Raw genomic sequence first — 24,836 nt, 5'->3', positions numbered from 1 at the left:
TCTTTTTTTTGAAAATTTCTTTCCGTCTGATTCTCCTTTCCTGCCAGTATTTCGATGAACGCCTTCGCTGTTGCGGGTGCAAAAGTAGAACCTTTTTCCGCTTACGCAAGCTTTTTCAAAGAGTTTTTTTGATATTTTTTCCATGTTTTTCTTAACATTCTAATAACTCGCCGTTTACAGCATAAACTTTTTTGAAGTCTTGTAGGTTTTTTCTCTGCAGCCCCGCTGTTTTGGCATTTTACGCCCGTTTCAGCATTCGCTTTTTATGGGGTTTTCAGCCTTTAAGCCCATTTTTTGAAGAAATTCCATGTTTTCAAAAGCCGACATCTTCCGTTTTTAATCCCGCAAAGGCGCTGAGACGCCAAGCTTTTCCTTCTCCCCCTTCCAAAACCCGCTCTTTTCCCTTCAAGCCGCCTCTGAAAACGGTGCCCTAGCCCCGATAGAAGCGGAAATCCTTTTGTGCCGGGGTTCGGCACAAAAGATTGGAGCGGATAGCGGGAAACAGCTCCTTATTATATTATTGTATAAAAGGCTTCGACTTCGCTCAGCCAGACAATCTAAATTTTCTACTTATATATATGTACAAAAACAAACCCGACAGATTTTAAAAAACTGTCGGGTTTATATACCTTATATATATGTATACTTATTTCTTGTTTAGATCTTTTGCTTTTTGCTGCCATTTTTCGGCTAGATCTTCATAATCTAATGGATTGGCTGGCTTTTGATTTGCTAATCTGCCAGACTCAAATGCTCTTACCAAAATGGTTTCTATCAAATAGTCTTCATTTACATCGTAGGGTTTGTATTCTTCTTTTAAACTAATGTCAAACAAATTGGCAGTTGTATTCGAAACGAAGGCTTTGAATCCGCTTTTTAGTGTTTTTATGAGTTCATACGTTGTAATTCCTGTTTGGCGATGGACTAGCTTTACTAAAATCTGTCCTTGTTTTCTAGAAAGTTTTTTAAGCCTTTCTTCGAATTCATTATTTAGATAATCTTCTACAATTTTGAAATACTTCTTTTTTTCACGGTTGGTTTTCAAACGCGCCATTCCGTTATTCAATGCCGTTAATCGCTCTGCAGCCAATTTTGCATAAGGATAAACTTTATAAACTCTATTTTGAAGAATTTGAAATTGTTTCATTTCTTCTGGACTCATCTTCTGTCCTTTTGAAATAATTATTTCTGGCAGTTGAATGGTGTCGCCTAAAATAGAATCTTTCTCTGTTAATATATATCCCATTTGTTCGTTCTCTTTGGGAGTAACTTGGGCTTTAGAAGAAAAACAAACTAAGAGTATAAATAAAAAGGTGGTTAATCTCATTGAATCATAATTTAAGTGTAAAATTATATATTTATACACAACTCTAATACCAAATTTATATTTTAGCAGAAAAATATTTTTATGAGCACAAATTCTATCTTAAATGAGACTTCTATAGCATTCTTAGAAAGCTACCTAAATAACGCTTCTCCTACTGGTTACGAAAGTGAAGGCCAGAAACTTTGGATGGAGTATTTGAAACCTTATGTTGACACTTTTATAACGGATACTTATGGAACTGCTGTTGGAGTAATCAATCCTGACGCGCCCTATAAAGTGGTTATTGAGGGACATGCTGATGAAATTTCGTGGTATGTAAATTATATTACGGAAGATGGTTTAATATATGTTATTAGAAATGGTGGTTCTGATCATCAGATTGCTCCTTCTAAAAGAGTCAATATTCATACTAAAAATGGAATCGTTAAAGGTGTTTTTGGATGGCCTGCAATTCATACTCGTTTGCGCGACAAGGAAGAGATTCCTAAATTAAGTAATATTTTTATTGATTTAGGTTGCGAAAATAAAGAGCAAGTTGAAGCTTTAGGCGTTCATGTTGGATGTGTTATTACTTATCCGGATGAATTTATGATTTTGAACGAAAACAAATTTGTCTGCCGTGCGATCGACAATAGAATGGGCGGTTTTATGATTGCTGAAGTGGCTCGTTTATTAAAAGAAAACAATAAAACCCTTCCTTTTGGTTTATATATTGTAAATTCTGTTCAGGAGGAAATTGGTCTTCGCGGTGCCGAGATGATCGCACACAGAATAAAACCAAATGTTGCCATTGTTACCGATGTTTGCCATGACACCACTACTCCAATGATTGATAAAAAAGTGGAAGGCGACCTTAAAATGGGGAAAGGTCCTGTTATTGGGTACTCTCCTGCTATTCAGAATAAACTTCGCGATTTGATTGTAGAAACTGCCGAAGAAAACAAAATCCCTTTTCAGAGACATGCTACTTCTCGTGCAACAGGTACAGATACTGATGCTTTTGCTTACAGTAATGGAGGTGTTCCTTCTGCATTGATTTCGCTTCCTTTGCGATACATGCATACAACTGTAGAAATGGTTCATAGAGAGGATGTTGAAAATGTTATTCAATTGATTTATGAGTCATTACAGAAAATTGAGAACAATGAGACGTTCTCTTATTTCAATTAAAACAATACCTTATATTAAATTCGGCTGTTTCTCAAAATGGCCGAATTTATAAATTTCCTTCAAGAATGAAAATACTACTACTCGAAGACGATTTTACTTTGTCTAAAGAAATCTCAGCATTCTTTACCTCTAAGAAGTTCGAGTGTGTTCCTTATTATGATGGTTCTTTATTGCTGAAGAAATATTTTCCGTACGAATACGATTTGATTATTCTTGACATCAATGTCCCTGGATTAAACGGAATAGAAGTTTGCAAAGGCATTCGTAAAATAGATAATAAAACGCCAATAATCATGCTGACTGCTTTTAGTGAAATCGAAGATAAACTATCTTCTTTTGATAGTGGCGCAGATGATTATTTAGTTAAACCATTTCATTTTGAAGAATTATACGCTAGAGTACAATCTCTTTTAAGACGAAAGGAAGTTCCGCAACAGATAGAAAGCAAAATTGCAATCAAAGATTTAGAAATTTTTGAAGAAGATATGAAAGTTTTTAGATCTAATGAAGAAATTAAACTTACTCCGAAAGAATTTAAGTTGATTCTAATTTTGGCTCATGCCAAAGGAAAAGTGCTTTCGAAACAATTTATTGCTGAAAAACTTTGGGACTATCATATTGAAACTAATCAAAATACCATTGAAGTTTACATTAACTTTTTGAGAAAGAAAATAGACAAGGATCACGAAATAAAACTTATACGTACTAAGGTTGGCTACGGCTATTATCTAAGCGATCAAGAATGACATTAAAAAATAGAATATCCCTTTTAGTAAGTTTACTGTTTACCATCCTTTTCGGGCTGGCATCTACAGTGATATTCATTTTGTATTCTAATTATAGAAAAGAAGAGTTCCGCGATCGATTAGAAATTAAAGCTTTATCCAACATCAAATTATTGGTGAATGTCAAACAGATCGATAACCAGCTTTTAAAAATAATAGATCAAAATTCTATCAATAAACTATATGACGAGAAAACCTTAGTTTTCGATTCTAATTATAAGCTAATCTATAGCAGTATTGACGATGCCAAAATTAATTGGTCTGTTGAAGACTTGAAATATTTAAAAAAGAATAAAACTTTTTTTAAACAACAAGGAGATTATGAAGTCTATGGCGTTTTTTATGATACAAACGACAAGGACTTTTATGCTTTGATATCAGCAACTGATGATTATGGAAAAAAGAAATTACTTTTTTTAAGGTACACATTAGTTGTTTCATATATTTTCTTTACTACGATCTGCTGGCTATTAACCTCTTTTATGGTTAGAAAAGCGATGAATCCGCTTCTTGCTTTTCATCAAAAAATAAAAAACATTAACGAAAATAATCTCGATACCAGAATTGCATCCAACAGCACCAAAAATGAAGTCGATCTGCTTGCTGATGAGTTTAATTTTATGATGGATCGAATTGAAGTTTCGTATCAAAAACAGAAGGAATTTACCGCTCATGCCTCACATGAATTAAGAACACCGCTTTCTAGAATGACTTCTCAGATTGAAAACGCTATTGCCGATCCAGATCTAAAACCGAAGAATAATTCTTTCCTTAAAAACATATTGGCTGATGTTAATCATTTGGGCGAACTAATTAATTCGTTGCTTATTCTTTCAAAAATTGACAATAGAAATACAGAAAACATCGAAATTCAGCGTCTAGATGAAATTTTATTCTCTTCAATAGAAAAAATCAACAAAACATTTCCCGATTTTGTTATTCTTTTTGAAATGGAAGAAAGTGACGATCTGGATACTGCTTTGGAAATAAAAGGAAACAAAAATCTTTTGGAAATTGCTTTAACTAATATCTTAAAAAATGCCTACATCTATTCGGACAATAAACAGGCAAAAGTAAAAATAAGCACTGACCATTACCATCTTATCATTTCCGTTTCGAATACCGGAGACACTTTAAACGAAGAAGAACAAAAAAATCTTTTTGAGCCTTTTATGCGTGGGCAAAATTCAAAAAGAACTTCTGGCTTTGGACTTGGCTTAAGAATTGTTCATCGTATTCTGACGGTTCACAAAGCTAACATAACCTACTCAACCCCAGATATTAACACGAATTTATTTCAATTATTTTTCGAATTGTAAACTTTTTTAAGCTATTTTTAAGGTAGATTTTAAGCTTCCCTAAAGCCTGTTGATAGCATATTTGTATAACTCAAAATCAATACAATGAAAAAGTTATTCGCATTGCTGTTATTTGCAGTTTTGAATCAGACTGCAATAGCGCAAAAAACAGTCACTCTTCAGGACTGTGAAAGCCAATTTTTAAAAAAGAATTTATTCTTGCTGGCATCGCAATATAACATCGATGCTTCAAAAGCTCTAGCCATTCAGGCTCGCATTTGGGAAAACCCCGTAATAACAGCCGAACTGAATGCATACAACCCAGAAAGAGATAAGTTTTTTGACATTGGCAAAGAGGGTCAAAAAGTATTTGGCATTGAGCAACTTATTTATCTTGGGGGTAAAAAGCGTAATGAAATCAAACTTGCACAAACCAATGCGCAATTGGCAGAACTTTCATTCAATGATTTATTGCGCACTTTAAAACTACAGTTGCGTAAAAGCTTTTACACCGTTTATTACAATACCAAAAACCTTGAAAACACTGATAAACAGTTAGCTCATATCGAAAATTTGATCAATTCTTATTCCGTTCAAGCTCAAAAAGGGAATATTCCATTAAAGGATGTTGTTCGTTTGCAATCGTTGTATCTCAACTTTAAAAATGACCGATTGGAAGTAATAAACAACAATATAGATGAACAAGCTAATTTGAAACTGCTGTTGAATGAAACTGAAAATGTAATTCCTTCTGTTAGCAAAGACGATTCGAATAAATATTTAAAAGTTATTCCTTTTGACCTTAAAAGCTTTGAAGAACAAGCCATTGCAAATCGACCTGATTATTTAGCAAAACAAAAAGAGATTGAAGCTAATGAATTGAATGTAAAATGGCAGAAATCACTTGCGATTCCAGATCTTACTTTAGGAGCCAATTATGATCAGCGAAGCGGGGCTTTTAACAATGAAGCCAATGTTAGTGTTGGGATTCCGTTGCCGTTATGGAATAAGAACAAAGGAAACATTAAGTATGCCCAAACTATTTTAGAACAATCTAAGGTTGAAAAACAGAATTTTGAACTGCAACTTCAAACTGAAATTACTTCGGCTTGGACAAAATGGGATGAATCGAGACAAAACTACAGTGTGATTAAGCCAACGGTAAACTCAGACTTTGAAGCCGTTTACAATGGAATGCTTACCAATTTTCAGAAACGAAATGTAAGCCTTTTAGAATTTACCGATTTTATGGAAAGCTACAATCAGGCCATAATTCAGTTAAACGAATTAAAGAAAAAAGTAGTAATCGCCGGCGAAGAATTAAATAGTACCATTAACAAAGATTTATTTTAAAACAGTAAAGAAATGAAACATACATTATTCATAGGAATCGCAATTGCAAGTCTATCTCTAACAGGTTGCAAAAAACAAGTAGAGAATCCTGAAACAAATACGTCTTTTGTTTTAAGTAATACTATGCTAAAAAGCACTACAACAGCCGAAGCTAAAACTCAGCCCTTGAAAAATGAACTTAGTTTTTACGGAAAAATTACTGCTGACAACAATAAAATGATTGATGTTTACCCGCTAGTTGGTGGAAATGTTATGAAGGTAAATGTTGAACTTGGGGATTATGTAAAAAAAGGACAAGTTCTTGCGACAATAAAAAGTACCGATGTAGCCGATTTTGAAAAACAAGCTATAGATGCTAAAAGTGATTTGCTTGTTGCGAAGAATAATTTAAAAGTTGCTCAAGAATTGTTTGATGGTAAACTAAATTCTGAAAGCGATGTTCTCCAAGCGAAATCTGAAGTAAATAAAGCGCAGTCGCAATTAAGCAAGATTCAAGAGACTTATAAAATTTACAATATCAAAGCGGGATCTATTTACGAAGTAACCGCACCTATAAGCGGTTTTATAATTCAAAAAAGCATTAATCAAGATATGCTTTTGCGTAACGACCGTTCTGAAAACATATTTGATATTGCAGAAATTAGTGAAGTTTGGGCAATGGCCAATATTAATGAAATCGACATTAATAAAGTAAAGTTAGGAACTTCTGCCGCTGTAACTACTTTAAGCTATCCAGATAGAGTATTTCAAGGAAAAGTAGACAAAATCTACAATGTAATTGATCCAGAAACTAAAGCAATGCAGGCTAGAATCAAACTAAGCAATCCAGATTATATGCTTAAGCCAGATATGAATGCTAATATTAAATTGTCTTTCAACGAAAATCAATCTATGATAGCCGTGCCGAGTAAAGCAATTGTTTTTGATAAAAGTAAAAACTTTGTTGTGGTATTCAAAGACCGTAATAATATAGAAACAAGACAAGTAGAAGTTTACAGAGTTGTTGGTGATACTACTTACATTTCAAGCGGATTAAAGGAGAATGAAAAAGTAATCACAAACAATCAGCTATTTATTTATGGTGCTTTAAACAACTAAGAACATGAACAAATTCATAAAAAACATTATTGCTTTCTCTTTAAAGAATAAAGCATTTACCTTCTTTTGGGTAGGATTATTGGCTGTTGCTGGATTTATTTCATTCAAAAATATGCCTATCGATGCTTTCCCAGATGTTACCAATACACAGATCATCATAATCACGCAATGGAATGGAAAAAGTGCTGAAGAGGTAGAGCGTTTTGTAACCTCTCCAATTGAAATTGCGATGAACTCAGTTCAAAAGAAAACAAGCGTTCGAAGCATTACCATGTTTGGCTTATCGGTTATAAAAATTATTTTTGACGATGGCGTAGATGATACTTTTGCCCGTTTCCAAGTAAACAATTTATTGAAGAATGTTTCACTTCCCGATGATGTAGAACCAGATGTTCAGCCACCTTATGGCCCAACAGGAGAAATTTTTAGATATATTGTAAAAAGCAACAGTAGAGATAGTAGAGAATTATTGACATACCAAAACTGGGTAATTGATAAACAGCTTCGTTCTCTTCCTGGTGTTGCCGATCTAAATGTATTTGGTGGACAAACTAAAACATACGAAGTTGGAGTTGATCCGATTAAACTAGCCAAATATAATATTACGCCACTACAAGTTTATAATGCGGTAAATGCTGGAAACTTAAACGTGGGAGGTGATGTTATTGAAAAAAACGGACAAGCTTTTGTTGTTCGCGGTGTTGGTTTATTAAAATCAAAGGCAGATATTGGAAATATTATTGTTGATGATGCTGGCGGAAATCCAATTTTAGTTAAAAATCTAGCAGAAGTTTATGAAAGTTCAATGCCAAGAGTTGGTCAGACCGGTCTTGGAGATAATGACGATGCCGTTGAAGGAATTGTAGTAATGAGAAAAGGTGAAAACCCTCAAGAAACACTTGCCCTTATAAAAGCAAAAATCAAAGATCTAAATGATAATGTCTTGCCAAAAGATATTAAAATTGAAACTTTCTACGATCGTGATAATCTGATGAATTTTACGACCGAAACAGTAATGCACAACTTATTTGAAGGTATTATTCTGGTTACGGTTGTGGTATTCTTATTTATGGCTGACTGGAGAACTACTTTTACAGTTTCAATTGTAATTCCACTTTCTTTATTATTTGCTTTTTTATGTCTTAAAATGATGGGAATGAGCGCCAACTTATTAAGTTTAGGTGCTGTCGATTTCGGAATTATCATTGATGGAGCCGTTGTAATGGTCGAAGGATTATTTGTAGTTTTAGATCATCGAGCGCATCAATTGGGCATGGAGAAATTTAATAAAATTGCCAAAGGAAGCTTGATCAAAAGAACAGGAACTGAAATGGGTAAAGCCATTTTCTTTTCAAAGTTAATCATTATCACGGCTTTGCTTCCTATCTTCTCGTTCCAGAAAGTAGAAGGAAAAATGTTCTCTCCCCTAGCCTTTACATTAGGCTTTGCATTGTTGGGAGCCCTTATATTTACACTAACTTTAGTACCTGTTCTTTCGCATATTTTATTGAATAAAAATGTAAAAGAAAAACACAATCCGTTTGTTAATTTTTGGGATCGAATTGTTTCTAAAGGTTTTGCATGGACATTCAAGCATAAAGTACAAACTCTAATTGCCTCTACGGCGTTACTAGTTGGGGTTTTCTTTTCTGCAGGTTTCTTAGGAACAGAATTTTTACCTCAATTAAATGAGGGTGCATTATGGGTTACTGCCGAATTACCAATGAGTACTTCTCTTCCCGAAAGTGTTAAAACAGCGGCAATAATTAGAAAAGACTTAGAAAGTTTTCCAGAGGTAAAAAAGGTATTATCGCAAACTGGACGAAGCAATGACGGAACCGATCCAAATGGTTTTGGGTTTATTCAGCTGCAAGTAGACTTAATTCCGCAAAAAGAATGGAAACGTAAAATCTCTATGGACGATTTGATTAATGAAATGGATGAAAAACTAAAAGTTCACCAAGGGATAACCTACAATTACTCGCAACCTGTAATTGATAACGTTGCAGAATCGGTAGCGGGATTTAAAGCATCAAATGCGGTTAAAATTTATGGCGATGATTTGAATAAATTGGATCAGCTCGCAAATGAAGTTTTGGCACAGATTAAAAATATTCCAGGTATTAAAGATGCTGGTATTTTAAGAAATGTTGGTCAGCCAGAAATAAGCGTTATTCTTGATCGAGAAAAAATGGCAGCTTACGGAGTAACTTTAAGTGATGCTCAAGCGGTTTTAGAATTAGCTTTTGGAGGAAAAACAGCAACTGAAAAATACGAGGATGAGAAAAAATTTGATGTTCGTGTTCGTTTTTCAAAAGAATATAGAAAAGACGAAAAAGATTTGGAAGAAATTAAAGTTCCAACGATTAACGGAATCAAAATTCCTTTAAAAGAAATTTGCGACATCAAAACCATTACAGGTCCGGCATTTATTTACAGAGATAATACCAAGCGTTTTATAGGAGTTAAATTTTCTGTTCGTGATCGAGATTTAGGAAGTACCATTGCTGAAGCACAATCAAAAGTAAATAAATTGAAACTTCCTGCAGGTTACACAACAGGTTGGACAGGAGAATTTGAAAATCAAGTTCGTGCCAGTGCTCGTTTAGCACAAGTGGTACCGATAAGTTTAATTGGAATTTTTGTTCTTTTATTTATTTTGTTTGGAAACTTTAAGGATTCTCTTCTTGTTCTTGCCAACGTTCCATTTGCCATTATTGGCGGAATCATTGCGCTTCATATTACAGGAATGAATTTCGGAATTTCTGCTGGAGTTGGATTTATTGCTCTTTTAGGAATTTGTATTCAAAATGGAGTTATTCTGATTTCTGAATTCCATCATAATCTGAAAGCAAAATTCTCACTCGAAGAATCTATTTTTAGAGGAGTAAAAGCTAGAACAAGAGCTGTAGTTATGACTGCCTTAATGGCTTCTATTGGTCTTATGCCCGCTGCAATTTCTACAGGAATTGGTTCAGAATCTCAAAAACCACTGGCTATTGTAATTATCGGTGGCTTAATGACGGCTACAGTCTTAACTTTATTAGTATTCCCAATTTTATTCTGGGTATTCAATAGAAAAAAAGATGTGCCAATAGAATAGCAATCAAAATATTTAGTTTTAAATCAATTTGTTGGGATTTAAAAAAGAAGAAGCATCATTTTTATAATGATGCTTTTTTGTTTTAGAGTTCTTTCTAAAACAAAAAAAAGACCTTCTGCTCACAAAGGTCTTTTTTTCTACTAACTCAAAACTTTTTTATACTGTTATTTCAAATCTTTCAAAATCGCAATAGATTCTGAAGCATTTGATAATTCTGCATATTTCAATGCAGTAAAACCATTTTCATTTTTTGCACTAGCTTTTGCGCCATTTGCCAATAAAACTTTAATGATTTCAAATTTGTTATAACGTGCAGCTGTCATTAATGGAGTAAGATCTTCTGAAATTAAATTTACATCTGCTCCGTACTCAATAAATTTCTTAACTGTTTCAATATCTCCTTTGCTAATAGCAACATTTAAAGGGTTTGCTGTATAACCTGTACGTTCAATTGGATTTTTAACAGTTGAAACTCCGTTTGAAGCCATTGCTACATTTCCAAATGCTACCAAGGCTAGTCCTAAATAAATAACTGATTTTTTCATAATGATTGATTGTTTATTAATTGATTATTGATGATTTTAATTTCTGATGTAAAAGTAATTCATTTTATAGTATTATGCATTACAAAGTACCATGTTTTAACCAATTCTTAACAGTTACTTAATAATACGATAATTAAAGAACCCAAACGTTACCAAATTAATGGTTTTACTATAATAGACTATATAAAAAAGAAAATGTTACAATAAATCTTATTTATTTTTAATCTTTTTTGCAAACCCCTTCATTTCAAACTTTCAAATAATTTTTTAAATTTACTATGGGATTAAAAATCAAAAAGATAGCGTTTCAATCTAAAAGCCCTATAGTTCTTTGTTTAGCAAAAAAATCTATCCAAAAAACACTAACCTTAAAAACAAAAAAACCATGATTTTCATTAAAAGATTACTAGTTATTTTAATTTTATTCATTTCGATTGTTTTAATTGCTGCCTACTTTATGCCAAAAGAATATTCGGTTGAAAGAGAAATTACGATCAACAAACCTGCCGATAGTATTTTTAAATATGTTAGATCCTTAAAGAACCAAAATGAGTTTAGTGTTTGGCCCAATAGGGATCCAAAAATAAGGATTACTTATAAAGGTACTGATGGCGCAGTAGGCGCTGTATCTTCTTGGGAAAGCAATGTAAAAGAAGTTGGAGTTGGAGAACAAGAAATCACGAAAATAACAGAAAATAGACGTCTGGATTTTGCTCTTCGTTTTAAAAAACCTATGGAAGATACCGCAGTTGGATTTATGTCTACCGACCCAGTTTCGGAAAATCAGACAAAAGTAAAATGGGGAATCAGCGGTGTAATTCCTTATCCAACAAATATTATGCTTCCGATGCTAAAAATGGATCAAATGATTGGAAACGATCTGCAAAAAGGTCTAGAAAATTTAAAAGAGAAAATGGAATAACACTTTATCATTTTAAAATAAAAAAGTGCAATTCCGTTTTTTTGAATTGCACTTTTCTTTTTCTATTTACTATTCTTACGATTTTCTTTTAGCGTCTTTAAAATAGTAATAGAGTCTGATGATTTGGCGTACTCTGCATAATTCAAAGCGGTTAAACCGTGTGAGTTTTCGATTGACGAATCTGCTCCGTTGGCAAGTAATAATTTGATAATGTCGCAATGGTTAAATCTTGCGGCAACCATTAATGGCGTCATATTATTTTCCATTTTATTGACATTGGTGCCATACAAAACGAACTTCTTAACGGCTTCAAAATCGCCTTTGCTAATGGCGAGATGTAACGGAGATTTTCCATAAACTGAAAATTCTACTTGATTTTTAACTGCAAATGCCGAATTTGATGCAATTGAAACATTTCCAAAAAGGAAAAATAATCCTAAAATAACAACTGATTTTTTCATGATGATTGTTTGTTAAATGATTGATGATGATGATGATGATGATTTACTAGTTAGACGACTTAAAACTCGAGAAGGTTGCATGATTATTTCAAAAAAATAAAAAAACGCAATTTAGTTTGACCTAAATTGCGTTCTTAATTTGTTGAAGAATAGACTAAATCTTAAATTTCTTGCTGTAAATGTTCTTCAAATCCTTTTCAAATAAAGTAAAAGGATCATCATAGAATTTTATAAAATCTTTTTCGCTTACTTGTCCCGGAAAAGGCGCATAATAATGCGTTGGACTTGTAACATCGTTTCTCCAAACTAAAACATAAGCCAATTGCAGATTTTGGGATTTTAAAGTTTTAAGTAAAACTTCTGTCCACCACTTTTCATTAGGAATTGATTCTAGTCCAGTTTCTGTAAATGCAGCTAATTTTTTCTTTTTTATAGCCAAATCAGAAAATATTTTAAGTTTTCTTAGTCCAGCATCTAGATCGTATTTGCCATTTCTTCCAAAATCTCCATAATCATCCATGCCAAGCATATCAACAAATTCATCACCTGGATAACGCTCTAAATATTCTGCTTCAGAATTAAATTTATTATCAGGAGAAAAAGCATAAATAAAATTATGAACTCCCAAAGTATCTCTTAAATAAGAAACCGTAAACTGCCAAACCGCAATAAAATCTTCTCGAGAAGTATGCGTTCTCCCCCACCAAAACCAATCGCCATCAAATTCGTGAAAGGGCCTGAAAATCATCGGGGAAAGTTTTCCATCTTTTGCTTTAACAGAATGTGCAAAATCGGCAATAGTTTTTAAAATCTCTTTGTATTCCTCATGATGAGAACCTCCGGGCTTTATCAAAGACATGGAAGCAGCTGAAATTCCTTCTTTCCAATAAAATCCTCCTTCAGAAGCTGGATGGATTATTAAAATGCCAAGAAACAGTTGTAATTCCGCCTCTTTCATACGTATCGATTACATTTTTTCGCAATAAATCTTTAGTCTTTTCAATTTGGTCTTTGGAACGACCAGAAAAATCACTAAAATCAATCCCAACAATGGCAGGATGCGAACCCGTAACCGATTTTACATCTGAACGATTAGGCTCATTACTCCATCCATGTCCATATTCAAGCGCGTGCTGATGCCCGAAAAGAATATGCTTTTCGGAAATAGTTTTAAGATTCTGATATAAGTTTTTAGTTTCCTTTGTCGCATTTTTATCAATCTGCGCAAAAAGAAAATGCCCTGCTGTAAAACATACAAATAGCAGGGCATTTTTTTGGGTTATAAATTTCATGGCTTAAATAGTTAGTTTAAACCCGAAATTACTATTTTGAAGAAAGGTAATCTAATACGTTTTTTTCAATACGTTGATCAATATTGTCAATATCAGCTTTTACAAATTTTTCTCCTAAAATATTCTCAAATAATTCGATATATCTCTCAGAAACAGACTCGATATATTCGTCTGTCATATTCGGAATTTGCTGTCCTTCCTGACCTTGAAAACCATTTTCGATCAACCAACGGCGAACAAATTCTTTAGATAATTGTTTCTGCTCCTCTCCATTAGCCTGTCTTTCAGCATATCCATCAGCGTAGAAATAACGCGAAGAATCTGGAGTATGGATTTCGTCAATTAAAACAATAACACCGTCTTTTGTTTTTCCGAACTCATATTTTGTATCCACTAAAATCAATCCGCGTTTTGCAGCGATTTCAGTTCCTCTTTGAAATAAAGCACGAGTATATTTTTCTAAAACCAAATAATCTTCTTCAGAAACAATTCCTTTTGCTAAAATATCTTCACGAGAAATATCTTCGTCATGAGAACCATTATCTGCTTTTGTAGTTGGTGTAATAATTGGTTCTGGAAATTTATCGTTTTCTTTTAAGCCTTCAGCCATAGTAACACCGCAGATTTGTTTTCTACCCGCAGCATATTCGCGAGCTGCATGACCAGATAAATAACCGCGAATTACCATTTCTACCTTAAAAGGTTCACATAAATGCCCAACAGCAACGTTTGGATCTGGAGTTGCAATCAGCCAGTTTGGAACGATATCTTGCGTCAATTCCATAAATTTTGTTGCAATCTGATTTAGGATTTGTCCTTTATACGGAATTCCTTTTGGCAAAACTACATCAAAAGCCGAAAGTCTATCTGTTGCCACCATTACTAAAAGTTCATCATTAATATTATAAACTTCTCTAACTTTTCCGCGGTAAACTGATTTCTGATTCGGGAAATTAAAATCTGTAGTTGTGATTGTGTTGCTCATTATCCTTTTGGTTGTGTTGTTTTTAATGAATGCAAATTTAAAACTATTTGGCAGAGCAAACAAAGAAAATATTACTTCAATTTTAACTGATTTATTTAAAGCTTAAAATTCCTTTGCCAAAAGATTTTATTGACTCGTCTAAACTAGAAATTGTCGTTTGTGGCAACTTTTTAAAATCTCCTGATTGTACAATTAAAATTTGCCCTTCGTTATGCGCTGGTGCATTGGGCAAAAAAATTACGGCATTTCCCATTTCATCTTCCTCAATTAAATGGGCCGGTTGCCAGAAATTTCCATTTTTAAACAAAACCGGCAAGTCTGTAACTGGTTTTGGTTTACTATTTCGCTTTAATAACTTTTCTTCTGCTTCTTTTTTATTCTTTTCATAACCTGGCAGAAAGATCATTAATTTCTCATCTACCCACTTTGTAAATCTTTTTAAGAGAGATAATCGCATTAAAAAACCGCTGAAATAAATAAGAGCAATTAAAATAATCCCGCCAGCAATATCAGTTGCATATTTCCCTAATACCAGATCTAAACGAAGAAAGTGCGCAAATTTTTCTCCATAATTCTGAAAGAACTTCCAAACTTTTTCTAACAAAATAAAAAAAACTAAAAGCGGTAATAAAACCAATGCTCCCGAAATACAATTTCGTTCAACTTGAAGTAAAAATCTTTTCATTGTTAAAACAAATTAAGGTTAAAAAAATAAGAGCTAACTCTTTGCGAATTAGCTCTTATAAAAATAACTTATTATTTAATATTCAGCAACAAAATGAACATAAAACATTCTGAATTAAGTTGTTGCAAACTCTTTATCTAAAATTTTAGAGGCAATATATTTTGCAACTCCGTCTTCTGCATTGGTTTGAATTACTTCTAAATCTGGCAAAGCATCTTTTAAAATTGAAGGAGCGTTCCCCATAATTAATCCTCTTCCGGTAGCAGACAACATTTGCAAGTCGTTAAAACCATCGCCAAACGAAACCGCTTGTTCCATCGTAAATCCTTCTTTTTCTAACACTTTTGCAATAGCAACCGCTTTATCTACCGATTTGTCCATAAATTCTAAACAAGTTGGCAAACTAAAAGCATGATGCAAATGCTCTGAAGAATTGGCTAAAACAGCATCTCTCACTTTTACCAATTTCTCGTGATTATCGCATGAAAAGAAGATTTTAATTGCCTTGAAATCGTCTATAGTTTTGTAATCTACTAATTCTGGACGATATTTTAATTCGGCTTGAAAAGAGTTTAATCTCTCATTCCATTTATTAGTCTGCCACACGTTTTCCTTAAATAACACAACGGTAACATCTGGATCGATTTCGATATTTAATGCCGCTTTCACCACATCGCTGTCCAAATTAAAAGCAAAAAGTTCTTCTTTATCTGGCGAATGAATTCTACCTCCGTTCGAACTTACCAAATAAACCGGTACCGCAAGTGTTTCGATAATAGCCATGGCATCAAGGTGATGACGGCCTGTAGCTACAACAATCAAATAACCTTGATTGTGAAGTTCTTGAAAAATTGATTTGGTGTAATCTGAAATTCTGTGTTGTGGGTTGAGTAAAGTTCCGTCAAGGTCACTTACTACAACTTTTATATTTTTAAGTTTTGTCATATTAATATTCCAATATTTAGAATTGCAAATTTACGGCTTTAAGCTCGGTTAGACAAAGATTACAGGCTTTGAAAGCCAAAATTGAGGTAAGTTTATTATTTATTTAACTATTCCGTTAAATATTGCTATTTAAACATTTTAAATCTTAACAATTCCTGTTTTATATAAATTTATTGCTTTTTGAATTATCGTTTCAATCTGATCCAAGGGTAAATCTTCATTACTATCAAACATCATAATCTTCATTCGCGAACGATTCTCCTGAATCAAAAAAGGCTCATCAAAATGTTTTCCTTCTACAATTCCCATATAAGGCTTTTTGAATTTTTTATGAATCCATAAATAGCAAAACATTTTTCCTTTATAACAGAAAAATGGCATTCCGTATTTTAAAGTATTTGTAATATCCTGATCTTGTTTTAGAATGATTTCTTTTAATGCCAAGAATAATCCTTTTATAGGTTCTTCTTGGTTTAGGTAGAAATCATCTAGTTGTTTCATTTTTTAATACGTTTATCTAATTTTCTTGGTATGTGCATAAACTCTTTTTAAGGTGTCATAACCTGGACAATTAGAACTAGCTTTAAATTCATAAACTAAAGAATCATTTTTAAGATAGAATCTTTCTTTTGAGAAAATTAAAAAGTCAGCATTTTGGCTAGTATTACAATTTGGAATAGTCAACGTATCTTTTCTTCTGGTTTCACCAAATTTTATACATCTTGTATATGGAAACATTCGATAACATGTATCGCTACTTGTACTGTTTAATTCAATAGAATCCCCTACTAGTTTCCATTTCCCTTTAGAAATTACTCTCCAGTCGCACCCCGCTCCTTTATAAGAAAAAGTGCTGTCTTTATTTATCTTTAACAAATGACTGCCTGGAACAATATATTCCGTATCATACCAAGTGCCTACAAACTTGTTTTTTGGGATTTCTTTTTTTTCACATGAAAGCAAACCAATAAATAATATTAAAATCGATATTCTAATTTTCATTTAAATCTCGTTTGATTAATCTCTAATTCAAAAAAAATATTCGTTTTGCACCTTTACTAGAAACGTACAAAACGAATATTAATAAATGTTAAAACACAATTCACGATTTACATTTAACATTTCACTACAATAATTATTAATCGTGATTCTCGATTTGTTTATAAGCGTCAATCACCTTTTTAACCAATCTGTGGCGAACGATATCTTTATCATCTAGATAAATAATTCCGATTCCGTCAATATCTTTTAGAACCAAAATAGCTTCTTTAAGACCAGAAATAGTTCTTCTTGGTAAATCGACCTGTCCTGGATCACCCGTAATCATAAATTTGGCGTTTTTTCCCATACGGGTTAAAAACATTTTCATTTGTGAATGTGTGGTGTTTTGTGCTTCGTCAAGGATTACAAAGGCATTGTCAAGCGTACGCCCACGCATAAAGGCAAGTGGCGCAATCTGAATTATTCCTTTCAAAATATAATCCTCTAATTTTTCATTCGGAAGCATGTCACGCAATGCATCATACAATGGTTGCATGTAAGGATCTAGTTTTTCTTTCATATCCCCAGGAAGAAATCCGAGATTTTCTCCCGCTTCAACCGCTGGACGCGTCAGGATGATCCTTTTTACCTCTTTATCTTTTAGCATTTTAACCGCCATAGCGACACCGGTATACGTTTTTCCGGTTCCAGCAGGACCAATAGCAAAGACCATATCGTTTTTCTTAATCGTATCAACCAGCAATTGCTGATTTGGCGTCATTGCTTTGATAATCTTACCGCCAACACCATGAACTAAGATTTTATCATGATCATAAGCTCTTTTTTCTTCTTGACCATCACTCATAATTACACGCTCAATTACATTGTCGTCAATATTGTTGTAACGTGTAAAATGAAGCATTAATCTTTGAAATCTTTTTTCGAATTCGTCTAAAACTTCTTTTTCGCCAAATGCCTTTAAAGTTGTCCCTCGCGCTACGATTTTAAGCTTCGGGTAATACTTTTTAATGATTTCTAAATGGCTGTCCTGCGCGCCCCAAAATTCTTTTGGTGCAATATCTACTAGCTCGATTATTCTTTCGTTCAAATGAAGTAGTTTTAAATTAAAAATTCCTTTTAATATTTAGTGGTTGTCGGGTCTTTTTTTAATCACCGTATTCAGTGGCGGTTTTCAGTTTTATCAAAATAAACTTAAATACGTGTTACTGAATATTGTAACTTGCAAATGTTTTAAAAATCACAAATTGTCTTTTCTTTCTTTCAATTTGTGTTTACTATTATTAGCTTTGCATTTCTCAAATTTAATGAAATTTAGATTTAAATACTATCAATAGTTATAAACAAAATTATGTCAATAATTACCCTTACTACAGACTACGGCTTGAAAGATCACTTTGTGGGGTCGCTGAAGGGTAAAATACTTTCTGAAAATCCAGAAGTTCAGATCATTGACATTTCTCATGACATTGATCCCTTTAATACTGCCGAAGCAAGTTATATTATTGGAGCTGCTTATTTGAGCTTTCCAAAAGGAACAGTTCACCTTATTGGCGTTGATATTGAACGCAATAAAGAGAACCAGCACATTGCTATGCAGTGGAACGATCATTATTTTATTTGTGCCGATAACGGAATCTTAAGTATGTTGACGCAAAAAATAGTTCCGCAGAAAATTGTGGCAATTAATATCCATGATCGTTTCCCGATTGAAGCTACCGATTTGGATATTTTTATTCAAGTAGCTTCTCACTTATCTAAAGGCGGTTTATTGAATGTAATAGGAAAAGAAATTTCGTCTATAAAAGAAGCTACCGAGTTACAGGCTCTTGTAGCCGACGATGGAAATTCAATAAAAGGAAACATCATTTATATTGATCATTTTGGAAACGTTGTAACGAATATTTCTAAAAAACAATTCTTAGAAATCTCACGCGGACGTCCGTACGAAATTGTGATGAGTCCAAAAAGCATCAAAACCATTCTGCCCAATTATTCGGCTATTGCAACTTCAGACAAATATCCGATTAAAACGTATGAAGGAGAAAAACTGGCGATTTTTAATGAAGCCGGTTTTCTTGAAATTGCCATTTTTAGGAGCAATCCTTCTAAAGTGGGTTCCGCAAACAGTCTCCTTGGGTTGAACTACCGTGATGTGATTACGATTAAATTCTCGTAAATTAATTTTAGATTTTAGAATTCAGATTTTAGATTTGAAAACGCTAAACTTTGGAATTTGGAATTTCTCTATTGGAATTTTATTTTTTTATAAAAACAACAATCAAATTTGGTATTTTTGCGCACCTGTAAGACTTTAGGCAATTCAAAAAATCTAAAATCAACAGTCTAAAATCTAAAATTGAATACATGTTTGTTCGAATAGTAAAAATGAGTTTTCACGAAGAAAAAATTCCTGATTTTCTGGAGAATTTTGAATCGGTAAAAGAGAAAATACGAAATGCCGAAGGAAATCGTTTTTTAGAATTGTATCAGGACAAAAATGATAAATGCATCTTTTTTACCTACAGTTATTGGGAAACCGAAGAAGATTTAGAAAATTACAGAAACTCTGAACTATTTAATACCGTTTGGGATTTTACAAAAAAATTATTCAATGCAAAACCAGAAGCGTGGAGTGTTGATAAATTGGTGAGCTTAAATTAGTTTCAAGTTTAAGTCTGTGCGACTTGAAGTATGAAATAAAAAATCAAATTATGAAATATTTTCTCTTATCATTTTTACTAATTACACTTAGCAGTTGTGCACAAAACAAGCGTTTAGTTTTAGGAATTGAAAATGCGAATGAAGAATTAAAAATTGCTTTATCTAAAAAATCACAGCATAATGTTATCGATAATGAGAAGTTAGTTATAAAAGATAGTGTTACTGCAATTAAAATCGCAGAACCAATTTTATTTGATATCTACGGAAAAGAAAAGATAGAAAAACAAAGGCCATATGAAATTTACCTCTTAGAAAATTACTGGGTTATTTCTGGGACATTGCCTGAAAATTATGTCGGAGGGACATTTTTAATAATTATTGATGCTAGAAACTCCAAGATTATAAAAATTACACACGGAAAATAATTTATAAGTCGTTTCAAGAACATGAAACATGAAACAATAAAAACAAAACAAGAATGAAATCAATCATTTTACGAGAAATAAAATCCTTTTTTGGTTCTCCTATTGGCTACTTGGTCATTGCGATTTTCTTAATCAGCAACGGACTCTTTTTATGGGTATTTGAAGGAGATTATAATATTCTAAACACTGGTTATGCCGATTTAACTCCGTTTTTCACTTTGGCGCCATGGATTTTAATTTTCTTGATTCCAGCAGTAACCATGAGAAGTTTCTCTGACGAAAAAAAACAGGGAACTTTAGAATTACTTTTGACAAAACCTTTATCAATCTGGGAAATTGTAAATGGTAAATTTTTTGGTTCATTTTTGTTGATCATTTTAGCCATTATTCCAACCTTAATTTATGTAAAAGTAATTTCAGATTTAGGTTCACCAGAAGGCAATATTGATATGGGAAGTACAATTGGTTCTTACTTCGGATTATTGTTTTTAATTGCTTCGTATTCAGCAATCGGAATCTTTACTTCTACTCTTTCAGAAAATCAGATTGTGGCTTTTATTGTTGCCGTTTTCTTATGCTTTTTCTTTTATTTTGGTTTCGAAGGGCTGGCTACTTTAATACCTGGTTCAAACAATTTTATTTCGGTTTTAGGAATGCAAAATCATTTTAAAAGTATGAGCCGTGGTGTCATCGATACTCGGGATATTATTTATTTCTTAAGCATTGCTATCGCTTTCTTGTCTTTTACTGTTTACCAATTAAAATCTTTTAAAGCCTAATGAAACTATCTACAAAGCAAAATTTAAAGACATTAGGCATCACTATTTTTATTTTAGTTGTTCTAAATGTTCTCGGAACACTCTTTTTTCATCGTTTTGATTTAACAAAAGACCAACGTTATACCTTATCGCCAACTTCGTTAGGGATTGTAAAACAAGTTCAGAATCCGCTCTCTATAAAAATTTATATGGCTGGCGATCTTCCTGCAGATTTTAGACGTTTACAGCAGGAAACCAAACAGTTATTAGAAGAATTTCAAGCCTATAACAGCAATATTGTTTTTGAATTTGTTGATCCTTTAGAAAATGAAGAAGAAAGTGACGAATTGACAAAATCACTTTTCCAAAAAGGCTTAACTCCAATAAATATTACAGTCGACGACAAAGGAAAACAATCTCAAGCAATGGTTTTTCCTTGGGCAGTTGCAGTTTATAATAACAAAGAAGTTAATATTCCATTATTAAAAAATATAATGGGAGCTTCTACAACTCAGAAAGTAATCGGATCAATTCAGCATTTAGAATATTCTATTGCCGATGCTATCAATAAAATCACAAAAGACAAACAGAAAAAAGTTGCGATCATAAAAGGAAATGGCGAATTGAACGAAGTTCACGTTGCAAAAATGCTAATGCAGATTCGCGAAAGCTATTTCATTGGCCCTTTCACTTTGGATTCTGTTGCTAAAGATCCGAATGGGACTTTAAATGCATTAAAAAAATACGATTTAGCCATTATTTCTAAGCCAACAGAAAAATTCTCGGATGAAGAAAAAGAGGTTCTGGATCAGTTTATTATGAACGGCGGAAAAACGCTTTGGCTAATTGACCAAGTGGCTGCCGATATGGATAGTTTGTATAATGATATGGGCGCAACTCTGGCATATCCAAGAGATTTAAATCTAAACGATATGTTCTTTAAATACGGATTCAGAATTAATCCTGATTTAATTAAAGACGAACAGGGAACTCCGATAAAATTAGCAACTGGCGAACAAGGAAGCGCTACACAATATCAGGATTTTATCTGGAAATTTGCTCCACAGGTTTTTCCAACGAGTCAACACCCTATTGTTAAAAATCTAGGCGGAATTAAATTCGATTTCACAAATCCGATCGACACTTTGAAAAACGGAATCAAGAAAACCGTTTTATTGCAATCTTCTCAATATTCTAAAACAATTGGTTCTCCTGTAGAAGTTAACCTGAACATGGTTACCGAAAAAACAACTCCGCAGGATTATTTGAATAAAGGAAATAAACCATTAGCGGTTTTATTGGAAGGTTCTTTTCATTCTGCTTTTGAAAACAGAGTATTGCCTTTTAAAGACAATTCTTTTACAGCACAAGGAAAACCAAATAAAATGATTGTGGTTGCTGACGGAGACATTGCAAGAAATCAATTGGACAAAAATATGATGCCAGTTGAACTAGGTTACGACCAAAGAACAGGAAATCTATATGACAATAAAGACTTCGTAATGAATTGTATCAATTATCTTTTAGACGATACTGGACTTATTAACATTAGAAGTAAAGATGTAGAACTGCCTTTATTAGATAAAGAAAAAGTTTACGAAAGCTATACCTTTACTCAATTCATAACTATCGGAGTTCCAATTCTAATTTTATTGGTTTTCGGACTTGTATTTACTTTTGTAAGAAAAAGAAAATACAGTAAATAGATGTTAATAAAAAAATGTAATACTTTGGATAGTTTAAGATATATTTGTAATCCGTATATTTAGCCCCAAAATAGATAAAAAGCTTATCAAAAAATAAAATAAAGCAGATGAAATTTATAGTATCGAGTTCGTACTTATTAAAACAATTACAAGTTTTAGGTAGTGTAATCAATAGCAACAATACGTTGCCAATTTTAGACAACTTTTTGTTTGAACTAAACAATAATGAGTTGACCGTTTCGGCTTCAGATCTTGAAACGACTATGTCGGCTACATTATCTATCGATTCTACAAGCAAAGGAAGTGTAGCTGTTCCAGCGAAACTTTTGCTTGAAATTTTAAAAACTTTTCCTGAGCAGCCGTTAACTTTTACTGTTGAAGACAATAACACAGTAGAGATTAGCTCTAATTCTGGTAAATATGCCTTGGCTTATGCTGCAGGAGAAGAATTCCCTAAAGCAGTAAGTCTTGAAGATCCATCTGTAACACTTGTTCCTGCAGAGGTTTTAGCAACTGCGGTAAGCAAAACTATCTTCGCAGCAGGAAACGATGATTTACGTCCGGTAATGTCTGGAGTATTCTTCCAGTTTTCACCAGAAGGATTAATCTTCGTGGCAACAGATGCTCACAAATTGGTAAAATACTCTCGTACAGACGTTAAAGCATCTCAAGTTGCAGATTTTATCATGCCTAAAAAACCTTTAAACATTTTAAAAAGTATTTTAGGAACTTCTGACGCTGAAGTAAAAATTGAATACAACGATTCAAATGCGACTTTCTCATTTGATAATTATATCTTAATGTGTCGTTTAATCGACGGGAAATATCCAAACTACGAAGCGGTAATTCCGAAAGAAAATCCAAACAAATTAATGATTGACCGTTCTTTATTCTTAAGCTCTGTTCGTCGTGTTGCGATTTTCTCTAACAAAACTACACACCAGATCCGTTTGAAAATTGCTGGAGCAGAATTAAACGTTTCTGCTGAAGACATCGATTACTCAAACAAAGCAGAAGAAAGATTGACTTGTGATTATCAAGGTGATGATTTACAAATTGGTTTCAACTCTCGTTTCTTAACTGAAATGCTAACAAACCTACAGTCTGACATGATTATGCTTGAAATGTCTTTACCAAACAGAGCTGGTATTTTAACGCCTGTCGATGGTTTAGAAGAAGGAGAAACAGTAACAATGCTTGTAATGCCTGTAATGTTAAATAGTTAACATTAAAGTTTCTTTCTGTTACAGGGATATTTTTTAGTTTTAAATAAAAGATCTATCATTGTAAAAAAAAAGATATCGCTATTAACCAACCATTTTTTATACCTAGAAACCGCAATTCCCATAAAGAGTTGCGGTTTTTTATTTTGTTTCAGGTTTCAAGTCTCAGGTTTCAAGTTGATATGCTTTTTCTTTAATTTTTAACGCAAAGTGCGCTAAGTTTCCTTTTCTCTAGGTCTTTATAAAGAATAAAAGTTCGCAAAGCTTTGTGTGCTTAGCATTCTAAAAAAAATAAACATAAAACTTAGCGAACTTTGCGTAAAATCTTAGCGCACTTCGCGGTTAGAAAAACGCATAGCGTATCAACTTGAAACCTGAAACCTAAAACTTGAAACAACAATTTTCCATATCTTTGTAAAATGAAAATAGAAATTTGGTCGGACATCATGTGTCCGTTTTGTTATATCGGAAAAAGACAGTTGGAAACTGCACTTGCAGTATTTCCTAATGATGAATTTGAAATTGAATGGAAAAGCTTTCAGCTGGATCCAACCATTACTTCACAACCTGACATGGACGTTTATACGTTCTTATCGGAAAGAAAAGGCATGTCGATTGAACAATCTAAAGAAATGCATAAAGGAGTTGCAGAACGCGCTAAAAGCGTTGGTTTAGATTATAATTTTGATAAGGCTGTTATCTCAAATTCTTTAAACGCGCATAGAATCATTCAATTGGCTAAAACTAAAAATATTGGCGATCGAATGGAAGAAATATTCTTTAAAGCTTATTTTACTGATGGAGAAGATTTAAACAATGGTCAAACCTTGATTAAATTAGGAATCCAGGCTGGTTTGGAAGAAAATGAAATTAGAGAAGTGCTAGAAAGCGAAGATTTATTTGTTAAAGAGGTACAATCAGATATTAAAGAAGCTGCTGAAATTGGAGTTCAAGGAGTTCCTTTCTTTGTATTTGATCGCAAATATGCTGTTTCGGGCGCTCAGCCTATAGAAACCTTTGTAAAAACAATTCAGGAAGTTTTAAAATAAATCTTTAAGCTTCAGAAAACGTAAAAGCGTGCTGTTTATATAT

Annotated in this window: 25 protein-coding genes; 14 read left to right on the top strand and 11 right to left on the bottom strand. The window is 33.0% G+C overall.

The genetic code is table 11. From position 1 onward, the window contains the following. Positions 1-646 precede the first annotated feature (646 nt). Entirely contained in the window at positions 647-1,327 is a 681-nt protein-coding gene (locus SOM12_RS19585) for a DUF4294 domain-containing protein (RefSeq protein WP_095929998.1), read from the bottom strand. Positions 1,328-1,408: 81 nt separating this feature from the next. On the opposite strand from SOM12_RS19585, the gene SOM12_RS19580 reads away from it, so the two are divergent. The 6 genes from SOM12_RS19580 to SOM12_RS19555 all read left to right on the top strand — a co-directional run bounded on the left by SOM12_RS19580 (position 1,409) and on the right by SOM12_RS19555 (position 10,134). Next, a complete protein-coding gene (locus SOM12_RS19580; protein ID WP_320495002.1) occupies positions 1,409-2,497 on the top strand; it encodes a M42 family metallopeptidase in 1,089 nt (362 codons plus the stop codon). Positions 2,498-2,562: 65 nt separating this feature from the next. Continuing rightward, positions 2,563-3,243 carry a response regulator transcription factor gene (locus tag SOM12_RS19575; RefSeq protein WP_320495001.1) on the top strand — a complete coding sequence of 227 codons (681 nt, stop codon included), beginning with the start codon at positions 2,563-2,565 and terminating at the stop codon, positions 3,241-3,243. Then, positions 3,240-4,601, top strand: a complete 1,362-nt coding sequence (locus SOM12_RS19570; protein ID WP_320495000.1) for a HAMP domain-containing sensor histidine kinase — start codon at positions 3,240-3,242, stop codon at positions 4,599-4,601. Before SOM12_RS19575 ends, SOM12_RS19570 begins: the two co-directional genes overlap by 4 nt. 84 nt (positions 4,602-4,685) lie before the next feature. Beyond that, complete coding sequence (locus SOM12_RS19565) at positions 4,686-5,933, top strand: TolC family protein (protein ID WP_320494999.1); 1,248 nt, start codon at positions 4,686-4,688, stop codon at positions 5,931-5,933. A gap of 12 nt (positions 5,934-5,945) precedes the next feature. Further along, positions 5,946-7,031 (top strand): efflux RND transporter periplasmic adaptor subunit, encoded by a 1,086-nt coding sequence (locus SOM12_RS19560; protein ID WP_095930003.1) that lies wholly within the window; start codon positions 5,946-5,948, stop codon positions 7,029-7,031. Between the two features lie 4 nt (positions 7,032-7,035). Next, positions 7,036-10,134, top strand: a complete 3,099-nt coding sequence (locus tag SOM12_RS19555; RefSeq protein WP_320494998.1) for a CusA/CzcA family heavy metal efflux RND transporter — start codon at positions 7,036-7,038, stop codon at positions 10,132-10,134. 164 nt (positions 10,135-10,298) lie between these two features. Here SOM12_RS19555 and SOM12_RS19550 read toward each other — a convergent pair whose 3' ends face one another. Next, positions 10,299-10,679, bottom strand: a complete 381-nt coding sequence (locus SOM12_RS19550) for an ankyrin repeat domain-containing protein (RefSeq protein WP_250837538.1) — start codon at positions 10,677-10,679, stop codon at positions 10,299-10,301. 385 nt (positions 10,680-11,064) lie between these two features. Between SOM12_RS19550 and SOM12_RS19545 the strand changes: the two genes are divergently transcribed. Further along, positions 11,065-11,601, top strand: a complete 537-nt coding sequence (locus SOM12_RS19545) for an SRPBCC family protein (protein ID WP_320494995.1) — start codon at positions 11,065-11,067, stop codon at positions 11,599-11,601. A gap of 62 nt (positions 11,602-11,663) precedes the next feature. Here SOM12_RS19545 and SOM12_RS19540 read toward each other — a convergent pair whose 3' ends face one another. The 9 genes from SOM12_RS19540 to SOM12_RS19500 all read right to left on the bottom strand — a co-directional run bounded on the left by SOM12_RS19540 (position 11,664) and on the right by SOM12_RS19500 (position 18,058). Continuing rightward, positions 11,664-12,062, bottom strand: coding sequence for an ankyrin repeat domain-containing protein (locus SOM12_RS19540; protein ID WP_320494994.1), 399 nt, complete (start codon positions 12,060-12,062; stop codon positions 11,664-11,666). A gap of 154 nt (positions 12,063-12,216) precedes the next feature. Further along, positions 12,217-13,020, bottom strand: coding sequence for a glycoside hydrolase family 26 protein (locus SOM12_RS19535; RefSeq protein WP_320494993.1), 804 nt, complete (start codon positions 13,018-13,020; stop codon positions 12,217-12,219). After that, the gene (locus SOM12_RS19530; RefSeq protein WP_320494992.1) at positions 12,962-13,354 is read right to left on the bottom strand and encodes a glycosyl hydrolase; all 393 of its coding nucleotides are present in this window, start codon (positions 13,352-13,354) and stop codon (positions 12,962-12,964) included. The genes SOM12_RS19535 and SOM12_RS19530 overlap by 59 nt, the downstream gene beginning before the upstream one ends. Before the next feature lie 31 nt (positions 13,355-13,385). Further along, positions 13,386-14,339, bottom strand: a complete 954-nt coding sequence (locus tag SOM12_RS19525) for a phosphoribosylaminoimidazolesuccinocarboxamide synthase (RefSeq protein WP_320494991.1) — start codon at positions 14,337-14,339, stop codon at positions 13,386-13,388. A 91-nt stretch (positions 14,340-14,430) separates the two neighbouring features. Further along, on the bottom strand, positions 14,431-15,024 hold the full coding sequence (locus tag SOM12_RS19520; RefSeq protein ID WP_095930010.1) for a hypothetical protein: 594 nt from the start codon (positions 15,022-15,024) through the stop codon (positions 14,431-14,433). A 114-nt stretch (positions 15,025-15,138) separates the two neighbouring features. After that, the gene (locus SOM12_RS19515; RefSeq protein WP_320494990.1) at positions 15,139-15,969 is read right to left on the bottom strand and encodes a Cof-type HAD-IIB family hydrolase; all 831 of its coding nucleotides are present in this window, start codon (positions 15,967-15,969) and stop codon (positions 15,139-15,141) included. Positions 15,970-16,107: 138 nt separating this feature from the next. Continuing rightward, the gene (locus tag SOM12_RS19510) at positions 16,108-16,470 is read right to left on the bottom strand and encodes a DUF1801 domain-containing protein (protein WP_095930012.1); all 363 of its coding nucleotides are present in this window, start codon (positions 16,468-16,470) and stop codon (positions 16,108-16,110) included. Between the two features lie 12 nt (positions 16,471-16,482). After that, positions 16,483-16,971, bottom strand: a complete 489-nt coding sequence (locus SOM12_RS19505) for a hypothetical protein (protein ID WP_095930013.1) — start codon at positions 16,969-16,971, stop codon at positions 16,483-16,485. A gap of 136 nt (positions 16,972-17,107) precedes the next feature. After that, a complete protein-coding gene (locus SOM12_RS19500; protein ID WP_095930014.1) occupies positions 17,108-18,058 on the bottom strand; it encodes a PhoH family protein in 951 nt (316 codons plus the stop codon). Positions 18,059-18,319: 261 nt separating this feature from the next. Between SOM12_RS19500 and SOM12_RS19495 the strand changes: the two genes are divergently transcribed. The 7 genes from SOM12_RS19495 (at position 18,320) to SOM12_RS19465 (ending at position 24,793) form a co-directional block, all read left to right on the top strand. Next, positions 18,320-19,147 (top strand): SAM hydrolase/SAM-dependent halogenase family protein, encoded by an 828-nt coding sequence (locus tag SOM12_RS19495; protein WP_320494989.1) that lies wholly within the window; start codon positions 18,320-18,322, stop codon positions 19,145-19,147. A gap of 188 nt (positions 19,148-19,335) precedes the next feature. After that, positions 19,336-19,632: a putative quinol monooxygenase gene (locus SOM12_RS19490; protein WP_095930016.1), complete on the top strand. Its 297-nt coding sequence runs from the start codon at positions 19,336-19,338 to the stop codon at positions 19,630-19,632. A gap of 50 nt (positions 19,633-19,682) precedes the next feature. After that, the gene (locus tag SOM12_RS19485) at positions 19,683-20,057 is read left to right on the top strand and encodes a YbbC/YhhH family protein (protein ID WP_320494986.1); all 375 of its coding nucleotides are present in this window, start codon (positions 19,683-19,685) and stop codon (positions 20,055-20,057) included. Positions 20,058-20,110: 53 nt separating this feature from the next. After that, positions 20,111-20,836 carry a gliding motility-associated ABC transporter permease subunit GldF gene (gene gldF, locus SOM12_RS19480; protein WP_095930017.1) on the top strand — a complete coding sequence of 242 codons (726 nt, stop codon included), beginning with the start codon at positions 20,111-20,113 and terminating at the stop codon, positions 20,834-20,836. Continuing rightward, positions 20,836-22,521 carry a gliding motility-associated ABC transporter substrate-binding protein GldG gene (gene gldG / locus SOM12_RS19475; protein ID WP_320494985.1) on the top strand — a complete coding sequence of 562 codons (1,686 nt, stop codon included), beginning with the start codon at positions 20,836-20,838 and terminating at the stop codon, positions 22,519-22,521. The genes gldF and gldG overlap by 1 nt, the downstream gene beginning before the upstream one ends. A gap of 107 nt (positions 22,522-22,628) precedes the next feature. Beyond that, positions 22,629-23,747, top strand: coding sequence for a DNA polymerase III subunit beta (dnaN, locus tag SOM12_RS19470; protein WP_095930019.1), 1,119 nt, complete (start codon positions 22,629-22,631; stop codon positions 23,745-23,747). A gap of 416 nt (positions 23,748-24,163) precedes the next feature. Beyond that, positions 24,164-24,793 (top strand): DsbA family oxidoreductase, encoded by a 630-nt coding sequence (locus SOM12_RS19465; RefSeq protein WP_320494984.1) that lies wholly within the window; start codon positions 24,164-24,166, stop codon positions 24,791-24,793. Positions 24,794-24,836: the final 43 nt, after the last annotated feature.

Origin of the sequence: Flavobacterium sp. CFBP9031, assembly GCF_034044945.1 — a bacterium.
In the GTDB taxonomy this organism is placed as follows: Bacteria; Bacteroidota; Bacteroidia; order Flavobacteriales; family Flavobacteriaceae; genus Flavobacterium.
This window is presented reverse-complemented; position numbering and strand designations above follow the sequence as displayed.